Origin of the sequence: Guptibacillus algicola (assembly GCF_020171805.1) — a bacterium.
Taxonomy (GTDB): Bacteria; Bacillota; Bacilli; order Bacillales; family Guptibacillaceae; genus Guptibacillus; species Guptibacillus algicola.
The window spans coordinates 139,271-155,410 of the sequence record NZ_JAIVAF010000001.1 but is presented as its reverse complement, the minus strand read 5'-3'; the positions used below and the strand labels follow the sequence as shown (position 1 = coordinate 155,410).

General features: G+C 38.8%; 18 protein-coding genes. 14 read left to right on the top strand and 4 right to left on the bottom strand.

Going from position 1 to position 16,140, the window contains the following annotated elements:
* Positions 1–84: 84 nt before the first annotated feature.
* Entirely contained in the window at positions 85–333 is a 249-nt protein-coding gene (locus LCM09_RS00875; protein ID WP_224878050.1) for a ferredoxin, read from the bottom strand.
* 213 nt (positions 334–546) lie between these two features.
* Here LCM09_RS00875 and LCM09_RS00870 point away from each other — a divergent pair, with 213 nt between their 5' ends.
* From LCM09_RS00870 to LCM09_RS00855, 4 genes are all read left to right on the top strand, one after another.
* A complete protein-coding gene (locus tag LCM09_RS00870) occupies positions 547–1,599 on the top strand; it encodes a YpbB family protein (protein WP_224878048.1) in 1,053 nt (350 codons plus the stop codon).
* On the top strand, positions 1,599–3,122 hold the full coding sequence (locus tag LCM09_RS00865; RefSeq protein WP_224878046.1) for a RecQ family ATP-dependent DNA helicase: 1,524 nt from the start codon (positions 1,599–1,601) through the stop codon (positions 3,120–3,122). The genes LCM09_RS00870 and LCM09_RS00865 overlap by 1 nt, the downstream gene beginning before the upstream one ends.
* Positions 3,112–3,690 carry a CPBP family intramembrane glutamic endopeptidase gene (locus LCM09_RS20860; RefSeq protein ID WP_224878044.1) on the top strand — a complete coding sequence of 193 codons (579 nt, stop codon included), beginning with the start codon at positions 3,112–3,114 and terminating at the stop codon, positions 3,688–3,690. The genes LCM09_RS00865 and LCM09_RS20860 overlap by 11 nt, the downstream gene beginning before the upstream one ends.
* Before the next feature lie 283 nt (positions 3,691–3,973).
* Complete coding sequence (locus tag LCM09_RS00855; RefSeq protein ID WP_224878042.1) at positions 3,974–4,423, top strand: DUF2663 family protein; 450 nt, start codon at positions 3,974–3,976, stop codon at positions 4,421–4,423.
* Between the two features lie 3 nt (positions 4,424–4,426).
* Here the strand turns inward: LCM09_RS00855 and LCM09_RS00850 are convergent, their stop codons facing one another.
* Positions 4,427–4,642 carry a hypothetical protein gene (locus LCM09_RS00850; RefSeq protein WP_224878040.1) on the bottom strand — a complete coding sequence of 72 codons (216 nt, stop codon included), beginning with the start codon at positions 4,640–4,642 and terminating at the stop codon, positions 4,427–4,429.
* Between the two features lie 213 nt (positions 4,643–4,855).
* On the opposite strand from LCM09_RS00850, the gene LCM09_RS00845 reads away from it, so the two are divergent.
* The 5 genes from LCM09_RS00845 to LCM09_RS00825 all read left to right on the top strand — a co-directional run bounded on the left by LCM09_RS00845 (position 4,856) and on the right by LCM09_RS00825 (position 8,416).
* A complete protein-coding gene (locus LCM09_RS00845; protein WP_224878038.1) occupies positions 4,856–5,491 on the top strand; it encodes a CBS domain-containing protein in 636 nt (211 codons plus the stop codon).
* 57 nt (positions 5,492–5,548) lie between these two features.
* Entirely contained in the window at positions 5,549–5,941 is a 393-nt protein-coding gene (locus LCM09_RS00840; RefSeq protein ID WP_224878036.1) for a hypothetical protein, read from the top strand.
* The gene (locus tag LCM09_RS00835) at positions 5,938–6,699 is read left to right on the top strand and encodes a metallophosphoesterase (protein ID WP_224878035.1); all 762 of its coding nucleotides are present in this window, start codon (positions 5,938–5,940) and stop codon (positions 6,697–6,699) included. The genes LCM09_RS00840 and LCM09_RS00835 overlap by 4 nt, the downstream gene beginning before the upstream one ends.
* 77 nt (positions 6,700–6,776) lie before the next feature.
* Entirely contained in the window at positions 6,777–7,688 is a 912-nt protein-coding gene (locus LCM09_RS00830; RefSeq protein WP_224878033.1) for a MerR family transcriptional regulator, read from the top strand.
* 137 nt (positions 7,689–7,825) lie between these two features.
* Positions 7,826–8,416 (top strand): genetic competence negative regulator, encoded by a 591-nt coding sequence (locus LCM09_RS00825; protein WP_224878031.1) that lies wholly within the window; start codon positions 7,826–7,828, stop codon positions 8,414–8,416.
* Positions 8,417–8,461: 45 nt separating this feature from the next.
* On the opposite strand, the gene LCM09_RS00820 is transcribed toward LCM09_RS00825, so the two are convergent.
* Positions 8,462–9,175 carry a PIG-L deacetylase family protein gene (locus LCM09_RS00820; RefSeq protein WP_224878029.1) on the bottom strand — a complete coding sequence of 238 codons (714 nt, stop codon included), beginning with the start codon at positions 9,173–9,175 and terminating at the stop codon, positions 8,462–8,464.
* 202 nt (positions 9,176–9,377) lie between these two features.
* Here LCM09_RS00820 and LCM09_RS00815 point away from each other — a divergent pair, with 202 nt between their 5' ends.
* The 3 genes from LCM09_RS00815 (at position 9,378) to LCM09_RS00805 (ending at position 12,993) form a co-directional block, all read left to right on the top strand.
* On the top strand, positions 9,378–10,292 hold the full coding sequence (locus tag LCM09_RS00815) for a D-alanine--D-alanine ligase (protein WP_224878027.1): 915 nt from the start codon (positions 9,378–9,380) through the stop codon (positions 10,290–10,292).
* 309 nt (positions 10,293–10,601) lie between these two features.
* A complete protein-coding gene (locus LCM09_RS00810) occupies positions 10,602–11,882 on the top strand; it encodes a Glu/Leu/Phe/Val family dehydrogenase (protein ID WP_224878025.1) in 1,281 nt (426 codons plus the stop codon).
* Between the two features lie 118 nt (positions 11,883–12,000).
* A complete protein-coding gene (locus LCM09_RS00805) occupies positions 12,001–12,993 on the top strand; it encodes a YpdA family putative bacillithiol disulfide reductase (protein ID WP_224878023.1) in 993 nt (330 codons plus the stop codon).
* Positions 12,994–13,434: 441 nt separating this feature from the next.
* Here the strand turns inward: LCM09_RS00805 and LCM09_RS00800 are convergent, their stop codons facing one another.
* The gene (locus LCM09_RS00800) at positions 13,435–14,406 is read right to left on the bottom strand and encodes an asparaginase (RefSeq protein ID WP_224878022.1); all 972 of its coding nucleotides are present in this window, start codon (positions 14,404–14,406) and stop codon (positions 13,435–13,437) included.
* 122 nt (positions 14,407–14,528) lie between these two features.
* Here LCM09_RS00800 and prsW point away from each other — a divergent pair, with 122 nt between their 5' ends.
* Together prsW and sleB are read left to right on the top strand one after the other, a co-directional pair.
* Positions 14,529–15,218 carry a glutamic-type intramembrane protease PrsW gene (gene prsW, locus LCM09_RS00795; RefSeq protein WP_224878019.1) on the top strand — a complete coding sequence of 230 codons (690 nt, stop codon included), beginning with the start codon at positions 14,529–14,531 and terminating at the stop codon, positions 15,216–15,218.
* A gap of 119 nt (positions 15,219–15,337) precedes the next feature.
* The gene (gene sleB / locus LCM09_RS00790) at positions 15,338–16,129 is read left to right on the top strand and encodes a spore cortex-lytic enzyme (protein WP_404800774.1); all 792 of its coding nucleotides are present in this window, start codon (positions 15,338–15,340) and stop codon (positions 16,127–16,129) included.
* The last annotated feature ends 11 nt before the right edge of the window (positions 16,130–16,140 follow it).

Here is a 16,140-nt window from a genome sequence, read left to right as displayed (position 1 = left end):
GAAAGCACTAAAGTGTCAATTTCGATACAGAGAAAAAGATAATAAAAAAAATCTCCGATATATGTATCGGAGATTGGTGAATCTTTATTCGAATTTCAGTGGATCTCCATCAAAAGATTCTTCAGCAATTTTGATAGAATCTGTAGGACAGCCCTCAAATGCGTCCATCATATCTTCGTGAAGCACATCAGGAATTTCAACGATCCCTTCATTATCATCAAGTGTTACAAAAGCGATACCTTCATCATCGTAATCATAAATGTCAGGTGCAGCAGCGCCACAAGCCCCACAAGCGATACAAGTATCTTTATCTACAATAGTATACTTAGCCATGTATTAACCTCCTATTCAATACTTCTATATGTCTTTCATCACCACAATATTCATTAAATGAAAGTTTTTGATAACTTTATTGTAAAGGTGATGCCTTGACTTTTCAATAGCTAAATCCTTTACTAACGTTATTAAAAGGTTACCCGATTTGAAAATCACTAAACAGAACAAAAAATTTGATACAATAGAGGCAGAAAGAAATAGGGTGATACAATGGTACGATACATAGACGGACTCATTTTGTTTGTACTAAATCAAATGAATGGTGAACGAACAATTTCAGGAGCTTTACACTTACTAAAAGGTAAAAAATCATCTCAAACAATTCAGGATGCAAAGTTATTTCAACTGTCTTTCTTATTCGGGATGCAAAGGACATTGGATCGTAGCCATATTGAAGAATCTGTTTTGGTTCTTTATCAAAATGGCTTTCTAGAGAAGGTGAGTCAAGATACTTACAAGGTAAATGAGAAAGGGAACGTTGCCCTAGAAGGTTTTCTAAAACAACACCCTTTTCCCCCATACTTAAATGGTTGGAAGTACCATCAAATTACTGAAGTCTTTTGGGCTCGTATTAGTTTATTCATGCAGACGCTATCGCATTCAGTAAATAATAACATGATATTTTATCCAGTCATTCGTGATGAACAAGTTCAGGAGTGGGTTAGAAAGCATTTCCCTAAGAAATCAGAGAAACGTGAGCGGATTGCAAGGAGCCTTTACGAAGAACTAACACAGGTATTAAGGAAGCTCCCCGAAGCACATGCTCGATTGTTTGTACTACGGTTAAGTGGCTTTCATAGAACTGGTTTAACATTTCATCAAAGTTGTTCAACTCTTCATATTTCTAATGAACAAGGATTGTTGTTCTTTTATGGCGTCATACATGCTTGTATCACACATACGCGAGATGATCCGGCAACATTTCCTATATTATCGTCTTTTGTTGAGAATAAACGGATCCCTGTCCCATTGACAGCATCCACTCGAACTACGTATTCGCTCCTCCAAAAAGGAATGACGTTTCAACAAATCATGGACATTAGAAGATTGAAGAGGAGTACGATCGAGGATCACATCGTGGAAATAGCGATAAACGTTGCGGGTTTTTCAATCGATTCCTTCGTTTCTAAACAATCACAGGAGGACATCTTAAAGGCGAGCAATGAGACGAACAGTCAGAGACTAAAAACCATCCGAGATCATCTGAATGACCGCTATGGATATTTTGAAATTAGATTAACTCTGTGCAAAGAAGGGGTTTAATGGATTTAACAAAGGTGTTATATGAGCAGTTTGGCTATAAGGAATTTAGAAGAGGGCAAGAGGAGATTATACGAGACGTTTTAGATGGCAAAGACGTGTTTGCGATGCTTCCTACTGGTGCTGGGAAGTCGCTTTGCTATCAGCTTCCGGCTTACTCCGGACATTCTCCTGTCTTGATCGTTTCTCCTCTTGTTTCACTGATGGAGGATCAGGTTCAGCAATTAAAAACGAATGGTGAAAAGCGTGTCTTGGCACTGAATAGTTTCCTGAACTTCGATAAACGGATAAACGCTCTTCAAAACTTATCGACGTATAGGTTTGTCTTTGCTTCACCTGAAATTCTTCAAAATAATAGGGTGAAACAAACTCTGAAGAATATTCATTTCTCGTTGATGGTAGTGGATGAGGCACATTGTATATCACAGTGGGGGCATGATTTTAGAACTGATTACTTAAAGCTAGGTGACGTTAGGGAGGAGCTTTCGAACCCACCGCTTCTTGCCTTAACTGCTACCGCGACAGAAGATGTACGAAGGGATGTCGTTAAGCAATTAAACATGAAGCATCCCGCGCTACATATCAATACCGTCGATCGACCAAACATAGCGATTAAATTGGAAAGACATCATTCACTAGATTCCAAGTTACGCTCTGTTTTACAATATGGCAAGACTCTTCAAGGACCAGGAATCATCTATTTCTCGAGTAGGTCTCTTGCGGAACGGGTCAGTAACAAACTCACGGAATCTGGAGTTAAGGGTGTTGCAACTTACCATGCAGGACTGGAATCTGAAACGAGGCTTCTTATCCAACAGCAGTTTTTAAATGATGAGATTTCTATTATTTGTAGTACGAACGCTTTTGGGATGGGGATCAATAAAAGCAATGTAAGGTACGTTATTCATTTCCATCCACCATCGAATATTGAGAGCTACCTTCAAGAGATTGGCCGTGCAGGAAGAGATCAAAAACCAGCGATCGCAATCCATCTTTATACAGAAAAAGATGAGCGATTACCGATTGCATTTATTGATACTGAATTACCTGAACGCCAACAAATACAAGAGGTTTTGGCTAATCTTCAAATGAGAAAGGGTGAAGTGCTTTCGCTTGATTATGAGAAGGAAGGCGTTCAGCATAGGCTTTCTGAAACAGCTTGGCGGTTTATTGTTTATCAATTGCAACTGAAAGGTGTTTTGGAAAATGGTTTAATAAAACCATTTCACTATCATAACCTATTGGAAGAACTTTCGATTGAAGTTAATACGTTGAGAAAGAGGAAATTAACAAAGTGGTTAGGTTTTAAAAACTGGCTCTCTGAAGATGAATGTAGACGACACGGGCTTTTGAAACGGTTTGATGAATATACGACTTCGATCGAACAATGCTGTGATATTTGCGGCCTTGATGAAGAGCAGTATATGAAACAAGAAGATTCAGCTCTAGAGCACGTATGGATGAATTGGGATCAAGAATTGCAATTAATGTTAAACGTTACTAAGGGGGAGCAGGGTGAAGAATAGACAAGCAGAAGCTATAAAAACCCTCTCAGATCGAGAATTACTTTTGAATGTTTATTTAACTCAATTTGTATTGGTAGCACTATCGTTTGTAGGAGGATTTTTTCTTTTTCGTGAAATTTGGTTTCTTCCTCAGATTTTTGACTTAAGGTGGATCGACATGATCGTATTTGGTGGTGGGGCCGCACTTTTGATTATTTCCATCGATTTAGTCTTGATGAAGGTTCTACCTGAATCTGCATTTGATGATGGAGGGATCAATGAACGGATATTTGGAAAGAGATCTATTTTTCACATATTTGTATTGTCGTTACTTATATCGATCAGTGAAGAATTAATGTTCCGAGGAGTTTTACAGACACACTTCGGATTGGTGATGGCTAGTTTATTGTTTGCAATTATTCATGTTAGATATTTGACTAAACCAGTTTTGTTCAGCCTTGTAGTCGGGATAAGCTTCTTGTTAGGGATTGTCTACAAAAGTACTGGTAATATAGCAGTGACGATAACTGCACACTTCTTAATCGATTTCATTATGGGGTGTTTGCTCAAATTTAAAGCCTCAAAATGAGTCCATCATGAAAGGTGAGTTCAATGAGAAAAGAAAGTCCTTTGCCATCTAGAAAGGAATATCATAAGCATAAATCGAATAGAAAGAAAACAAATAAAAAAAGAGAAGAAACGACACCTTCTCTAACACTTGTGCGTATTTTAGCGCTGCTTTTTTTATCGATGGTGGCTATTTTCCTCTTGTATTCAATGTATTCCTAACGTGAGTTCTACGTGCTCTTTGCATCACTGGTATTATCTTCTGAATCTTGAGCATACACTAGTTTCAAAAAAGGAGGACAACCATGGATGCTTTAAAGCAGTGGAATCTCCCTCAACCACAGTCAGATGTAACGCTCGTTTTATTGAACGAACTCGTTGAGCGGAAAATGGAAGAAAAACAGTACAAAGCTAAATCACAGTTTTATAGTTATGTTTTCATGCTCTTATTAGTTGGTAGTGGAGGTCTCATCGTGTACCAGCTCCAGGTGAGCACTTCAATTCTGTGGGAGGTGTTTTCTTTCTCAAGAGCACCTTTCATTGTTATCTTGATTATGCTTACTGGGTTCGTATACTATCTGTTGAGGAGAGTTACAAAAAAGTTAAAGAAAGCTGAAGATGAGCTTGATTCGCTGCGACTAGAGGTTATTGATCGTAGTGAGGAACTATGGAAAAATGAATCTCAATGGGAAAAACGGCATGATGTGTTTACTTACATGAAAGACAACTTCGACATAAATCTGTTTTACAAGTAAAGCTTACCTATGCTCTGGGCATCCAAAGAATAGATATTGCTCGATCTGAAAACAATTTCCATTGATTAATAATTCGCTTTGATCGAACATTTCGATCTTCCCGAATGCTACGGTATCCTTGATCTTAGGACAAAACACTTCCACCGGCATTCCTAGACGACGGTTGAAATCAAGGTCATCGTTTCCCAACAAAGATTGTGTTTTTAGTTTGTTTATCATGGGTCCATCATCTCCGTTAGTTTAATATACGTCCTTTTAAGGGTATCTTATGATAATATCTTACCTTAAAAAGACTGAATATTCAAGAAACGATATCGCCCATTTTATTAAAAATTGACCCCATATTTGCATTATTGATCTTTAGGGAGGACATTGTATTGATAATATGGTATTAATAATATGGGAAAGTAACTTTTTGAAGAGGTGATGGACGTGTTTGTAAGAAGTGCAATGAAAACAATTAGAGAAACGGTTTATGTGAAGTACGACACAAGCCTTGAAGAAACACTTGAAATACTAAAGAACAATCAGATTGATGGGGTTCCCGTTATTCAAGAAGGAAAATATAGAGGGATCGTAACGTTTAACCGAATTTATAAAACGTTCTTTAAAAGTGAGATCGCGGATAAAGCTCAATTCTTAAGGGAGACAAAAGCTGGAGATATCGCTTATCAAAAGGATGTCACAGTTGATAAAGAAGCAGTATTTGAAACGACGTTGTTGTTAGTAAATGACGCACCTTTGGTTGCCGTTGTTGATGAGAAAGAAGAGTGTATTGGAATTATTACAAGAGCAGATATTCTTGATCAGTTCCAAAGTGCTTTTGGTATGCGTAAATCAGGAGTAAGGATTGCCTTCGCTTCTTCAGAAACGGAAGGTAGAATTGCTAGACTTGCTAAAATTGCAAAAAGTTTCCATGAGAACATCATTTCTCTCTCCACTTTTGATGAAACGAATCAGAATGTAAGAAGAATTGTTATGAAGATTGAGAAGAAGGAAAACATCGATCAATTCATAGCAAAACTTGAGCAAAATGGGTTCAAAGTTCTAGATATTAAAGAAATGTAGAAATCATATTTATAAAACCTCCTTCTCTTACATAGGTATAGAGGGGGAGGTTTTGCTATGCTGCTATCTTTTTTGCGTTTAGTGTTAGCGTTTGTGTTACTGTTTTTTGCTCAGCAAACGCTAGTGTTAAAAAGTATCACGTTTACAGATTTGATGTTGAATAGTTTTCGCTATGGTTTTGGAGCGCTTTGCTTTTTATTTGGGTTCTTAGCTGTAGCAAGTATAATAAGAAACCAACTTGAAAATTTCATCTCAATGGGAATTAAAGAGCGATACGGAGCGATTCTTTTGGAGTTTAGTTTATTAACTGGGATCTATTGGGTATTATTTGAGAGGAACGTTTGGTTATCGAGTGCTTCTCTTATCATGGCTGTGATCTATGGCGTGTTATCAGCTAATATAGAAACAGCAAGAGCAGCTAAGAAATTTAGGAAGGGCGTTGAAGGATGATCATCGTATTTTATGTGGGTACAGCAGCCATCGCGCTGCTGTTGATTTATATGTGGATCGAGGCACATTTGAATAGGGTGGTGAAGAAAGAAATTCCCATTGAAGGTCTACCTGAGCAATTTCAATCCTTCACTATCTTCTTTATTTCAGATTTACATAATCGCAGGATTTCTGATGGAATTATAAAGGAAGTTCAAGAGGTAGCAGATGTCGTTGTTATCGGTGGGGATGTGATGGAAAAAGGGGTTTCCTTCGATAAAGTGAATGAGAATATGAAGAAACTTAGTCATGTTGCACCGTGCTATTTTGTATGGGGAAATAATGACTATGAAGAGGACCCTGACCAATTAGAACAGATTCTTCTAAACAACAACGTACATATTCTGAACAATTCCGCTGAAACCATAGAACGTAATGGAGAAGAAATAAGTTTCCTAGGCATTGACGACCTCTCCACACATCACCATTCTCTTCGGAAAGCTTTAGCATGTGCAAAAGCAAATACAAAGATATTAATTAGTCATAACCCTGATATCAAACATGAACTAAAAGAAAATGACCGAATTCAGTTACTGCTCTCTGGTCATACACATGGTGGACAAATTAGAATTCTTGGCTTTGGTATCAGGGAAAAGGGTGGGATAAAACGAGTGGGTGAAACGACTGTAGTCATAAGTAATGGTTACGGTACAACAACACTTCCTTTAAGGTTGATGGCTCCAGCAGAGACGCATTTATTTACATTAAAAAGGAAATAACTTATACAAAGTTTACACAAACCTCACTCATCCCTTATACTAAGGGGGATAATGGAATAGTAGAGGAGAAGAAGACAATGTCAGAAGGTAAATATAATATTAAGGCAGTGTCTAAAAAGCTGGGTATTCAACCAGGCACGCTAAGAGCATGGGAGAGACGTTATAATATTATTTCTCCTATAAGAAATGATGCAGGTCATCGCCTCTATTCGGATGAGCATTTGTCTGTTTTGAAGTGGCTTGTACAGAAAACAGAACAAGGGTTTACAATTAGTCAAGCCGTGGAATTGCTTGAGGATGGTAATACTGAGCCTCATTCAGATTCTCAAGAGTTAACTAGAGATCGGTCCCATGCGTTAGCTGATGACATATTGGGAGCGCTACTTTCGTTTGATGAAAACAAGGCACAAGAGCTGTTGAACCAAGCTTTCTCTCTTTTTAGCATAGATAAAGTTGTACAAGACATCTTAGGTCAGCTTCAGGTTAAAGTTGGAGAGTTATGGGAAAATGAGAAGATAACGGTTGCGCACGAACACTTTGCTACTGCATTTCTTCGATCAAGGATAGGAATGATTTTTCATACTCTTCCAATCGATGGTTATTTACCAAAGGTAATGGCTGTTTGTTCAACCGATGAATATCACGAATTGGGTCTTCTAATCTTTACGTTATATCTTAGAAGAAAAGGTTTTGAAGTTATTTATCTAGGGCCGAGCATTCCTGAGAAAGATATTGAAATCGTTTTGGAAGATACAGTTCCTAGCATTTTGTTTTTATCTTGTACTCTTATGTCCAATCTACCAAAGTGCTTAAACTTGATCGATCGCCTCGACGATCGTTTTCCAGATTTGACGATTGGTGTAGGTGGCGGTGCTTTGTCACATCTACAGGGAGATAAGAGACAAGCCTATGAACAATACGTTGTAGGTAATAACAAAGATGAGTGGGATGGTTGGATTAAAGATAAGCTTCATAAACTCTCAACTTAGTAGAAGAGGTGCAGGACTTGTCTAACATTCCCAAAACGGTGTAGACTATAGAATATCGTCAACTAAGAACCATCTATGTAATATCACATATATTATGTTAAAGGATATGCTGGTGACAGACGGTAGGGGGGAATTAGATGCGTCTTGAACGTTTAACATACGATAAAATTAAAATATTTCTCACTTATGACGATTTAAACGAGAGAGGAATAACTAAAGAAGAATTATGGCAGGACGTGCCAAAAGTCCATAAGTTATTCAGAGAAATGATTATGGAAGCTGATGACGAACTTGGTTTTAAAGTAGATGGCCCTATCGCAGTTGAAGTGTTCTCATTGCCTGCACAAGGAATGGTCGTGATCGTTACGAAAGGTTCGAAAGAAAACGATATAGAAGACGACTATAATGATGAGTATATTGAAATGCAGGTAACGCTTGATGAAAGCGATGAAGTATTTTATGAATTTAATACCTTCGAAGACGTTATCGGTCTTTCAAAACGCTTGAATGATGTAGGGATCGAAGGTGGGACTCTCTATTCCTTCCAACAACACTTCTATTTGAAGATCAACGAGGAAGATTTTGGTGAAGTCGAATTAAATACGCTCATCGCCTTATTAGCTGAGTTTGGAAATCCATCTACAATTACAAGTTATCGTGTAATCGAATACGGAAAGACGTTGATGAGCGATACTGCTATAAAACAATTGAATCACTATTTTCAATAAAAAAAAGCCTTCCGGTGAGCGAAACGGAAGGCTTTTTCTTATGAGCTATAAAAGGATAGAGTTTTGATTCGAGCCGCTATCCCAAGCTTTAATAAAATATTCTTTGTTGCCAAACTTTGAAAACCCGCTGTTGTGATGGATAGTTGGAAAAACTCGCTCAACGGATAAGTGTTGCGTTTTATGAGCAAGTAGAGCACGTTGAACGGTTTTCATATGCTCTCCTGTAAATGATTTAATGAGAGTTATGTTCTCATCAGGATCCGCAAAAGCAGGATTTCCAGTTTCAGTGGCTAGGGATTGTGGGAATGTTGCGTAGTACAACTCTTTCACACTGTTTGGCTGTTCTTGGATAGCCTGTAGAGTAGCTTCTTGAATCGCTGTATGGTCACTGTGTCCTGATAAGCCATGAGGAGGGAACGTTACGACAGCATCAGGTTTAATGTGATCTATAAGCTCGATAAGCCTGTTTTTTAACGTATTAGGTGAGAGCTCGCTTAATTTACCGTCCTGGTAATCATCTATTATGAGATCATCGATTCCTAGGTGAGTAGCAGCTTCTGTTAGTTCATTTCTTCGAACACTAGCGAGATCTTCACGGGTGCAAATAGGTGGCTCACCGCATTTCCCTGCATCTCCTGCTGTTGCACTATATAGAACCGTTTTGGTATCTTTTTGCTTAGAGAGTTCAACTAACGTGCCACCACATGTGAATGATTCATCATCAGGGTGTGCAAACGTAAAAAGAATGGTCTTTGGCATGTCGGCATTTCCTTTCTTCTTGAAGATAATGCAAGTATACGAAAGAGATGGACAGAATTCCAATATAAATGGCTGAGGTCATGAAACTCTGCAACAAATTCCAAAAAAAACATGATATGATGAGAGAAGTTTTTAGTTGTTCCAATTAGATTAATAACGAATATAATGATGTACATAAATGTAGCCCAGGAGGTATTTGAACATGAAAGTAGCAGTTTTATATGGTGGAACATCTGCCGAGAGAGAAGTTTCCCTTTCAAGCGGTAAAGGAATTATTGCCGCTCTTGAACATAACGGCCATGATGTTGTCGGAATAGACTTTCACCCAGAAAGAATAAGTGAAATTCTAAAATTAGATGTAGATATGGTGTTTATTGGCCTTCATGGTAGATTTGGAGAAGATGGCAGAATTCAAGGTTTGCTCGATATGTTAGAAATTCCGTACGTTGGTTCTGGCGTTCTAGGATCAGCAGTAGCGATGGATAAAGCCAAGAGTAAAAAAGTGCTACAAGAAACAAGCATTAGACTTGCAAAGGATCTTGTACTAGAACGTGGTGACAACTATGCTAATCTCGATCTTCCTTTCGATTTCCCGGTAGTTGTGAAGCCAAATAGTGAAGGATCTACGATAGGGTTAACGATTGCACAAAATGAAGACGAATTAGTACAAGGAATAGAAGAGGCGTTTCGCTTTGATACAAAGGTGATTCTTGAAGAATTCATCTCTGGTACGGAGGTTACAGTTGCCGTGCTAGGTGAGAAGGGAAATGTACGTAGTTTACCTGTTGTAGAGATTGTTCCCCGAAATGCGTACTATGATTATGAATCGAAGTATGCAGAGGGCGGAAGTGAGCATATCGTTCCTGCACGAATTTCAAAAGAGTTTACAGATATGATTCAAGAAGAGTCTGTTCTTGCTCACGAATTACTAGGGTGTGAAACATATTCCAGGGTTGATTACATCATCCCTAAAGATGGTTCTAAGCCAGTCTTTCTTGAAGTAAATACATTGCCAGGCATGACACCTACTAGTTTGTACCCTGATGCAGCTAAAGAAATCGGTTTTACTTATGAAGAGATGATTGAAGAATTACTACAACTTGGCCTAAAAAAATAATATAATAAAAAGAACCTCACAATATTGTGAGGTTTTCTTTCTGAATAGCAAAATGGGCCTATGTAGTAAGCGTTTGCAAGTTTGTGAAACAAATTGCATAAAATGTGGACGGAATACCTTCTCATAGGATACCTAAACGTGTATACTATGTTTTGAAAGCAAGACAATAGAGTATTCTATTTACTAATGAACTAATGATGAAATATTGAAAAACGAAAAACTTTTAGAAGTAAATGGGTCAAAGGTCGCCTTAATTGGATCTTTTTATGAAAACACCACAGTAAGGGCATAGTAATGGGAGGTTAAGTAATGGTCGACAAAAACGAAACAGACAATGGACAAAGCAACAAAAAGAAAAGGGATGTATTAGAGTCGACGCAATCGGTCATTAATGAAGCACTTGATAAGTTAGGCTATCCAAAAGAGGTATATGAACTTTTGAAAGAACCTATGAGGTTGATGACAGTCCGTATTCCAGTTCGAATGGATGACGGATCAATAAAAATCTTTACCGGGTATCGTGCTCAGCACAACGACTCAGTTGGTCCAACAAAAGGAGGAGTTCGGTTCCATCCTGATGTAACCGAAACTGAAGTGAAAGCATTATCCGTATGGATGAGCCTTAAAGCTGGAATAGTCGATCTACCTTATGGCGGAGGTAAAGGTGGAATCATCTGTGACCCTCGTGAAATGTCATTTAGAGAGCTTGAGAGACTAAGTAGAGGCTATGTAAGGGCAATTAGTCAAATCGTTGGCCCCACCAAAGATATTCCTGCTCCTGACGTGTTTACTAATTCCCAAATTATGGCATGGATGATGGATGAATATAGCCGTATTCGTGAATTTGATTCACCAGGATTCATTACAGGGAAACCACTTGTTCTCGGTGGGTCGCATGGTCGTGAGTCTGCAACTGCAAAAGGTGTAACTATCTGTATTCGTGAAGCAGCGAAGAAGAAGGGCATCAAAATCGAAGGGGCACGTGTCGTTATTCAAGGATTTGGTAACGCTGGTAGCTTCCTTGCCAAGTTTATGCATGATGCAGGGGCAAAAATCGTAGGGATTTCCGATGCATACGGTGCTCTTCATGATCCAGAGGGTCTAGATATCGATTACTTATTAGATCGTCGGGATAGTTTTGGAACGGTAACAAAACTATTTAAAGAGACGATTAGTAATAAAGAACTTCTTGAACTTGATTGCGATATACTTGTTCCGGCAGCAATCGAAAACCAAATTACAGAAGAAAATGCACATCAAATTAAAGCAAGTATCGTAGTAGAAGCTGCGAATGGTCCAACAACAATTGAAGCGACCAAAATACTTACTGAGAGAGGCATACTTCTTGTACCGGATGTTCTTGCTAGTTCCGGAGGAGTAACCGTATCTTACTTCGAATGGGTACAGAATAACCAAGGTTACTATTGGACGGAAGAAGAAGTAGAAGCAAAGCTTGAAAAGGTTATGGTAAATGCATTCAATTCCATTTATAGAACCTCAGAAACACGACGCGTTGATATGAGGCTTTCAGCTTATATGGTTGGGGTACGAAAAATGGCTGAAGCATCACGTTTCCGTGGTTGGATTTAAATAGTTGATATTGTGATCGAAATTCCCTATCATTCAGGTAGGGAATTTTTTGTTTGTTATGAGTACAATAAATAGAAATAAATCGTCTTTATATGGATTGTTGCAGGAGTGAGGGAATATGAGAGAAGAAAAGGTAGTTATTATTGGAGCTGGACCATGTGGCATGTCTGCTGCGATCGAACTTCAAAATCACGGGTTCGACCCATTGATCATTGAAAAAGGTAATATTGTCAATGCGATCTACCATTACCCAACACATCAAACGTTTTTTAGTTCAAGTGAAAAGCTTGAAATAGGAGATGTGCCGTTTATTATCGAAGAAAGAAAACCGAAGCGAAATCAAGCGCTAGCTTATTATAGAGATGTCGCCAAAAGGAAGAATCTACGAATTCATTCGTACGAAAAGGTAAACAAAATCATAACGAATGAAGACGGATTCGTCATAGAGTCAGAAAAACTTCACGAGTCTAAGGAAGCCACATACCATGCAACGCATGTTGTGATTGCGACGGGGTATTATGATAGTCCCAATTATATGGGCATCCCTGGTGAAAACCTCGATAAAGTGATGCATTATTTCAAAGAGCCACACCCATATTTTAATAAAGATGTTGTGGTCGTAGGTGGGAAGAATTCAGCTGTTGACGCAGCTTTGGAGCTTGAGAAAGCTGGAGCTCGTACCACAGTCCTATATCGCCAAGGACAGTACTCCAAGAGCATCAAACCATGGATTTTACCTGAATTTGAAGCATTAGTGAGAAACGACAAGGTGAAAATGGAGTTTAATGCTGAGCTAGTGGAAATTCGCGAAAAAGAAATCGTGTACACTGTAAACAACGAAGAGAGAACCATTGCAAATGATTTCGTTTTCGCTATGACAGGCTACCATCCAGATCATTCTTTTCTAACTAAAATCGGTATCGAGATCGACGAAGCGTCTGGTAGACCTACATTTGATCAAGAAACGATGGAGACTAATGTAGGTAGATGCTATATTGCGGGTGTTATTGCTGCAGGGAACAATGCCAATGAAATCTTTATTGAGAATGGTCGCCATCATGGAGAACTAATAGCGAACGATATCATAACGAAAGCAAAAAAGCCTATTTAATATAGGTTTTCAGATTGTCGAGAAAGTATTGACGACCATCGGCCACGGATATGGTAGTGATTTCCGGATCAGGGTGCTCGTTTTCCGCAGGGCGGGCGGTGAGTCTCCTCGTCTCTTTCAAAACGCTCTTTTGGGGTCTCACCTGTCCCGCAGGAGCATCCTTCCGCTCCAATCAACATTGATATGTGGTTTTGAAAACAAAAAAAGCAAATTAAATTACTTTTAGGGATAAACAGAGGACTACTTAATAATAATCAGTCGGAAAGTTTGCTTTGATTGATTGCTACCTAGTAGGAGTGAATACCACTTGACTTCCGTGGAAAACGGGCGTTGGTCCACAGGAATCTTGTGGTATTCAAACTCCTACGGCATAGGGAACACATTAATTATGTTTCTCTACAAACTGAAAGCCTATCTAATATAGGCTTTTTCTTTTTGGTCTTATCTAAGAAATAGTTGTTGTAATTCTTTTATGTCTTCTGTGGCTTCTAGAGCGACGAGTAGTTTTAACCTTGCTTTTTGTCCGTTCAAACCGTTTGAGAAAACGACGCCAAGCTCTTTAAGGTGCTTGCCTCCACCTTCATATCCATACACATCTTGAACGATTCCATTGAAACAGCGAGAAACCATCACAACTGCGATGCCTTTTTTTCTTAGCTGTTTAATGCCTTCAATCGTCTCAGGGGGGAGGTTTCCTTGTCCTAGAGCTTCAATTACGATTCCGTTAATGCCAAGTTCACCTGCAGCGAGTAAAAGCTGTGAATCCATCCCTGCGTATGCTTTCAGAAGCATGACCTTCTTACTTAACTTCGATATGTGATACCTGTCTCGGTTTGTTAAAGTATGATGAAAATGCACCCTTTGTTTTGTAACGATTCCGATTGGTCCATACTGCGGGCTTTGGAATGTTGACACGTTGCTCGTGTGTGTTTTAGTAACGTTCTTTGCTGTGTGTATTTCATCGTTCAGCACAACGAGTACACCTTTTCCTTTGGCTTCTTCGCAACATGCTACTTTTAATGATGATATGAGGTTATAAGGACCGTCTGATCCAATCTCATTGCTTGATCGCATCGCTCCAGTCATTACCACAGGTAAATCAGTTTGTAGTATTAAATCGAGTAAATAGGCTGTCTCTTCTAGTGTATCGGTGCCATGGGTAACCACCACACCACTGATATGCTCTTTTTTTATTCTGTTTTCAATACGTTCTGCTATGTTGAACATTAACTCTGGACTCATATGTGGAGAAGGGATGTTTATAAAGTCATCAACAATGATATCTACATCATGAATGAGGTCACTTAATGTTGCGTTAAGAGGGTTTCGCTCACCAGGGCTCACGGCTCCTGATTTTCCATTTTCCTCCATTGCGATTGTTCCGCCAGTATGTAACACAAGAATTTTACTCAAAATCTCACCTCGACACATTTTTATTTAGTTTCCATAAATAAAGTAACATGGTACGATAATAAAAGTATAGGTATTGGAAAATTGCTTTTTCATCATCTACCGTGTAGAAATGGGGAAAGCCTATGTTAGCGGCTATAACTGCTGGGATTGCTCCTGGTATTGCACTTCTTTGTTTTTTTTATCTAAAGCACCATCAGTATGAATCTGAGCCTATAAGGCCAGTAGTAAGAAGCTTTATATTCGGTGCTATGCTAGTATTTCCAGTAATGGTAATTCAGCATGGCTTTAAAGTTGAACAGTTCTTACAATCTCCTTTTAGCCAAGCATATATTATGTCTGGATTGCTTGAGGAGTTTTTAAAGTGGTTTATTTTTTATTTCACTGTGTATATCCACTTAGAATTCAGTGATTTCTATGACGGAATCGTATATGGTGTGGCTATTTCGCTAGGTTTTGCTTCGGTAGAGAATGTCTTTTTCTTATTTGCATATGGCATTCAAGAAGCATGGTGGCGTGCATTGCTACCTGTTTCTAGTCATGCGTTATTTGGAGTGATCATGGGGTCTTACCTTGGTCGAGGAAAGTTCTCATTACAAAATAAGGTTGGAAAATGGATAGTGTTGTCTCTACTAGTCCCAATCTTGTTTCACGGTACGTACAATTACCTCGTCCTCCAGTTCAATAATAATACAATCTATATGATGATTCCTTTTATGTTGATATTATGGTCAATTGGTCTTAGAAAAATAAAAGTAGCAGATATAAATCAAGCTAAGCTTATGCAAACAAAAGAAGATGCGAGTATAAATTGATTGAAGAAGGTGCCTTTGTGGCACCTTTTTTTATTTATCTCTAAAAGAACACTTGTATAAAATGCCTTTTGATACAAAAACTACAACCATGAATACATATTGAGCAGGAGGTCCAAACGATGAGGAAGTTATTTAATGCATTGAAAATTCCACTCATGATTGGTTTATTGTGTGTACCGCTCATCACGGTACTCGACCATGACCAAGAAGCGGATGCATTTTCAAATCAAGTGATCCAAAAAGGAGCAATAGGTGACGATGTCATCGAGCTTCAGTCTAGGTTGAAGTATATTGGTTTTTACAATGGGAAAATAGATGGTGTATTCGGTTGGGGTACGTATTGGGCAGTTCGAAACTTCCAATATGAATTTGGGTTAACGGTCGATGGACTAGTAGGTTCTGAGATGAAAGCGAAGCTGAATAAGGCGACCAAATATGATCCATCGACCAAGCAAAAGGTAAATCAAGGGAAAAGCGGTGGTACTGCTGGCGGTGGCTCGGCAGGCGGTGGAGGGGGCTCTAAGGCGACTCAAGGTAAGAATACGCCTGCAGGTTATTCGCAAAACGATATAAAGCTTATTGCAAACGCTGTATATGGAGAAGCGAGAGGAGAGCCATATGAAGGACAAGTTGCGGTGGCTGCTGTCATATTGAATCGTGTTCAGAGCTCTTCTTTTCCAAATACGGTATCTGGTGTAATCTTTGAACCTCGTGCTTTTACAGCAGTTTCAGATGGACAGATTTGGCTTACGCCTAATGAACGTGCGAAAGAGGCAGTACTAGATGCAGTGAACGGATGGGATCCTTCAGGAGAAGCGCTGTACTACTTTAACCCAAACACTGCGACTTCAGGATGGATTTGGACCCGTCCTCAGATTAAACGAATCGGAAAACATATTTTCTGTGAATAGTGGAGGTGAAC